Here is a 5,121-nt window from a genome sequence, read left to right on the forward strand (position 1 = left end):
GGGCTCGCCAGCCTGGCCGACCGCCCGGCCAGGGTGCTCTCTGGCGGCGAGCAGCAACGCCTGGCCCTGGCGCGTGCCTGGGTCCTGGAACCCGACGTGCTGTTTCTCGACGAACCCACGTCGGCACTGGACCCTGCATCGATGCGAGCCGTTGAGGATGCGGTTCACACCTTCCACGACCAGGGCTCGCGCATCGTGATGACCAGCCACGACCTCAACCAGGCCCGCCGCCTGGCCGACGACATCGTCTTCCTGTACGAGGGCCGCATCATCGAGCACACGCTGGCACAGGCGTTCTTTCACGCCCCCTGCAGCCAGCTCGCGCGCGACTTCCTCTCCGGCGAACTGCTCGGGTGATGGGAGGCGTCCAGGCCATGTTCCGCTACCGTCGAATGGTCTCTACACTGCTCCTCGCCTGCCTCTTGGCCGCGCCCCAGGCCGCGGCCGGAGAACGACATGAAAAGCGATATATCGTGCTCGCCTCCACCACCTCCACCGAGAACTCGGGACTGTTTCGCGCCATCATCCCGCCGTTCACCGAGGCCACCGGCATCTCGGTTCGGGTGGTGGCGGTGGGGACCGGCCAGGCCTTCGCCATCGCCCGCCGTGGCGATGCCGATGCCCTGCTGGTACACGACCCCAGCGGCGAGGCGCAGCTCATCGCCGAGGGGCATGCCAGCGAGCGAGCGGAGATCATGGTCAATGACTTCGTGATCATCGGCCCCGCCGAGGATCCGGCCCGTATCACCGCGGCCGAAACGGCGATCGAGGCCTTCGCCGCCATCGCCGCCACCGAGTCAACCTTCGCCTCACGCGGCGACGACAGCGGCACCCACCGCGCCGAACGGCAACTGTGGCGAGCGGCCGGCATTGCCCCCCAGGGCACATGGTATCGGGCGCTGGGCAGCGGCATGGGCCCGACGCTCAATACCGCCGCCGCCATGGATGCCTACGTTTTCACCGATCGCGCCACCTGGGCCGCCTTCGACAATCGGCAGGACCTCGCGCTGCTCTTCGAGGGCGACGAAGCCCTGCTCAACCCGTACGCCAGCGTGCTGCTCTCGACAGAGCGCCACCCCCACCTGAAGCATGCGCCAGCAAGCAAGTGGCACCGATGGCTGCTCTCCGAGGAAGGCCAGCAGGCCATCGGCGATTTCGAGATCGCCGGGCAAGCGGTGTTCATGCCCAGTGCCCGATCCGACAGCGACGATGCCCTCGCACCGTCCGATCCCGAGTCGCGTGCTGAATTTCTGGTATGCCATTGAAATAATCGGCAAGCAACAATACCAAGGGAGTATTACCCACCGCCGAGCTTATCGGCAATATCGCTTCATCTCATCGGTAAATTCACCCCGTAATCGCTCCCACTCCATCTTGAACCAGGGCGTATAGCGTTCCGCTCGCGAGACCAACTCGGCATCAAGCCTTGCGGGGGATATCCAGCACCAGTCGGCGATTTCCTGTCGGTTGGGGCGTGGCTCCTCGTCACTGACTCCCAGATATACCCAACATAACTCGTGCTCGGCTCCGCCTGCATCGTATCGAGCCTGATAGCGGAACTTATAGAGGTAATCGAGCTCTGCCTCGATGCCAACCTCTTGCCATAGTCGACGGCGAACCGCCTCTTCCATGCGCTCGCCTCGGCGTGGATGACTGCAACAGCTGTTGGACCAGAACAGCGGCCACAAGCGCTTGCCTGCGGCACGCTGTTGAAGAAGAAGCTCCCCGTCATGATTGAACACAAACAGCGAGAAAGCACGATGCAGCACACCGTCGCCTTCGTGACACTTCACTTTGCTCAAGTGACCCAGTTCCCTGTCCTGGTCATCGACCAGGATCAACTCCTCATCATCGAAAGAAACGGCCTCGTCACGCTCGCTTTCGCCTGTGTTAATCAATCGTCACCTCCATTTAGCTCTCCTCCTGAACAACGGGGATCTTGAATGACGACTGGACAGAACATCTGCCTACTGATCACCATTGGGCTGTAGTCGACCACCACTTGCCGTCGGAAAATCGCCACCAAGATATGGCTCGGAAGCCCAGGCACTCAGTTCAGGGTTCGGTCCCGGAAATGGCCTGAGCGGCAAACCGGTGGTCACACCGGTGAACAGCAGCTTGAGCATCCAGTCATGGCGTGCCGTCAGACTAGTGCTGACGAGGGTGGCTTTAACAATGCGACGTGACACCTTGACCTGCCGGCCGCTGCGATAAGTCGGCTGAGCATCTATCCGCCTGAGTGTGAGGACGGCAAGGCCGATTGCCCATAAGCAGAAGCGCTTGATACCCGATTCCTTCGATGGAATCATCAGGGTGTAGCGAAAGGCGTTACGTAAATGGGCATGCGCAATACCGATCATGTAGCGCAACGCCGCTGCGAATGCCTGGTCACTGCGTCCCGGAGCCATGCTAGCCAATTCCACACCAAACTCCTGAAACTCCTTGCGCGGCAGCCAACAGACGCCATGCTGCCGATCGTCCCAAAGGTCCTTGAGAATATTGGTAAGCTGCAGACCTTCTCCGAACGAAGGCGCCAAGGCCAGCAACTCGGGACGTTTCTCGTGTATTTCGACGGAATGCTGGCAGAATAGCTCGGTGAGCATTTCACCGACGACGCCTGCTACGTGATAGCAATAACGGTCCAATTCGGCCAGATCATGCAAGCCCTCCAGACTCGTACGGTCCTGATAGCAACCCATGCCCCGACACATGATGCTCACACATTTGACCAGCACCTGCTGCTGTGACGCGGTGAGACTGCGGGTACAGCCCACGATCGATGGCGTGTTGGCCATCAACTCTCGCTCATTCGAGGAAGTGGCTGCCGAGAGTAGCGGCGTGACCTGCTTGGCGAAACTCTGAGCCTTCTCCTCCCCTCTCAGCACTGACAGAAACCGTTCATGGAAAGTGACCTTCTGAAACGCGGACAGCGACGGTTCATCCTCCAGGGTGTCCACAATACGGCAAAGCAGATAAGCATTGGTCACCACCTTGCGCAGCTCGGCCGGGAGCTGGGGAATGGTGAGGGCAAAGGTGCGTGATACCCCAGTCAGGATCTTGTCCTGGTAGGCTTCTTCCGCTGCAATTCTGGAAGTCGTCGAAGAGAAATGGGCCATGGCAGGACACCGATGCGTAAGTGACTATTGACCGTGGCCGGCCATCTTTCCCTGCTTAATTTTCGCTTCCAGGCAGGCTGAAAATGCAGGCTATCACGCTTGCTTACGAGAGAGTACCGATGTTCAGGAGCCTGTCGGGCTTAACGCTAATCTACTACGAGATCCGGTCTTTCGGCCAATTTCATTCGATCTGATTCGTTAAATAGCGGGCTATTCGCCTCATCAGATCGATAAACTTGTCTCGAAATCCTAATCTCTCGCAACGATCGGTCATGTCCAACAGGCTCCTGGTTCACGCTGAAGACGCCGCCCCCGCCACCTCCAATCGTCCCAACAGCCCATCGAGCTCGTTGCACAGAAAGCGCGGCTCCACGCACTCGCCGAGATGTCCCGCAGCGAAACGCAGAAAGCCCTGCGCCGCGTGGGGCAGTCGCTTGTCCCGGCGCACGATGAACTGCCAGTGGCTCTCGATGGGCAGCCCCTCCACCGCCAGGATCACCAGGTCGGAGTGCTCCGGCGGCAGCACATGCTCGGAGAGCACCGCGAGCCCCATGCCAGACGCCACCCCCACGCGAATGGCCTCGTTGCTGGCCATCTGCAGGCTCGAGCCTAGCGATAGCCCCTGCTCCTGCAGCCAGCTCTCGAACAGCATGCGCGTGGCAGAGCCCGGCTCGCGCAGCAGAAAACGCTCCCTCAGCAGTTCACTCATGGCGACACGCTCCCGGGTGGCCAGGGCATGGCCCCGCGGCGCGATCACCACCAGCGGATTGCGCAGGAAGCGCCCGGCCAGGGCATGGGCCAGCGACGGCGGATGACTGAAGACGTAGAGGTCGTCATCCTGGCGCTCGAAGCGTGTCAGCATCTGGCGGCGGTTGCCGATATGCAGCGTCACGTCGACTTCGGGAAACACCTGGCTGTACGGCCCCAGCAGCCTCGGCAGCACGTACTGCGCCGTGTTGACCAGGGCAATGCTGAAGCGCCCCCGCTCACCGCCCCTCAGGGCGGCCAGATAATCCTCGAAGTCGTCGAAACGGCCTAGCACCTCGCGGCTGGCGCGGTAGAGCTCGGTGCCGGCTTCGGTGGTCTCAAGGCGACCACGGCGACTCACCAGCAACGGCTCTCCCACTGCCTCGCTCAAGCGCTTTAGCTGCTGGGATACCGTGGGCTGGGTCAGGTGCAGCTGACGAGCCGCATCGCTGACGGAACCGCTGCGCACCACGGCAACATAGACCTGCAGTAGCCGAAAGGTGAGATGACGTACATTCATGGCTCGCTCGGGCAGCCCGCTCCTGTGCCTGGATGGATGATTACCCGTATAAACAGGTAGATGAATAGCACGGCATGGCAGCTATTATAGATAATAATCCATACCAACATAACTGTTTTTTTATTGGTATCTATGAACTACCTTGCAGACAATGCCCGCGCCCCTTCCGCTCATCGATTCGAGAGTCCCGCATGCCCGATATCGTGGTGATGTTCTTTCTGCTCGGCCTTCTCGCCGGCATCGTCAAGTCCGACCTGAACATACCCAAGGCAGCCTACGACACACTGAGCCTGCTGCTGATGCTGACCATCGGCCTCAAGGGTGGCATGGCGCTCTACGGCAACCTGCGCTGGTCCCTGTTACCGGAGCTTCTTGCGGTTGCAGCCCTGGGCGCATTGATCCCTATCGTATTGATGCCCGTGCTACGACGCCTGGTCCGCCTTTCGCCTGCCGACAGTGCCAGCATCGCCGCCCACTACGGCTCGGTCAGCGCCGGCACCTTCGCCGTGGCTCTGGCCTTCGCCGAGGGGCGCAATATGCCCATCGGCGCCGAGGTCACCCTCTACCTGGTGATGATGGAGCTGCCGGCGATCATGGTGGCCATCGCGCTCTATCGGCGCCACAAGGGCAGCGACTCCGGCGAAGCGCTGCAAGGCATCTGGCATGAAACACTGACCAACCGCGGGGTGATCCTGCTGGCCGGCGGCGCGGTGATCGGCGCATGTACGGCCCCATGGA

General features: G+C 61.1%; 6 protein-coding genes. 3 read left to right on the forward strand and 3 right to left on the reverse strand.

Features of this window, described 5'->3' with window-relative positions; genetic code table 11:
* Both Q427_RS19070 and Q427_RS19075 read left to right on the forward strand, forming a co-directional pair.
* On the forward strand, nucleotides 1-357 hold a 357-nt coding region (locus Q427_RS19070; RefSeq protein WP_043516686.1), incomplete at its 5' end, for an ATP-binding cassette domain-containing protein.
* Between the two features lie 17 nt (nucleotides 358-374).
* Complete coding sequence (locus Q427_RS19075; protein WP_051496530.1) at nucleotides 375-1,265, forward strand: substrate-binding domain-containing protein; 891 nt, start codon at nucleotides 375-377, stop codon at nucleotides 1,263-1,265.
* Nucleotides 1,266-1,313: 48 nt separating this feature from the next.
* On the opposite strand, the gene idi is transcribed toward Q427_RS19075, so the two are convergent.
* The 3 genes from idi to Q427_RS19090 form a co-directional block, all read right to left on the reverse strand.
* Nucleotides 1,314-1,898 (reverse strand): isopentenyl-diphosphate Delta-isomerase, encoded by a 585-nt coding sequence (gene idi / locus Q427_RS19080; protein ID WP_197030740.1) that lies wholly within the window; start codon nucleotides 1,896-1,898, stop codon nucleotides 1,314-1,316.
* Nucleotides 1,899-1,967: 69 nt separating this feature from the next.
* Entirely contained in the window at nucleotides 1,968-3,116 is a 1,149-nt protein-coding gene (locus Q427_RS19085; RefSeq protein ID WP_081786098.1) for a phytoene/squalene synthase family protein, read from the reverse strand.
* Nucleotides 3,117-3,408: 292 nt separating this feature from the next.
* Nucleotides 3,409-4,383 (reverse strand): LysR family transcriptional regulator, encoded by a 975-nt coding sequence (locus Q427_RS19090; protein ID WP_043516687.1) that lies wholly within the window; start codon nucleotides 4,381-4,383, stop codon nucleotides 3,409-3,411.
* Between the two features lie 191 nt (nucleotides 4,384-4,574).
* Here Q427_RS19090 and Q427_RS19095 point away from each other — a divergent pair.
* A partial coding sequence (locus Q427_RS19095; protein ID WP_043516688.1) for a sodium-dependent bicarbonate transport family permease occupies nucleotides 4,575-5,121 on the forward strand: 547 nt, incomplete at its 3' end.

The sequence above is a fragment of the Halomonas sp. BC04 genome (genome assembly GCF_000568385.1).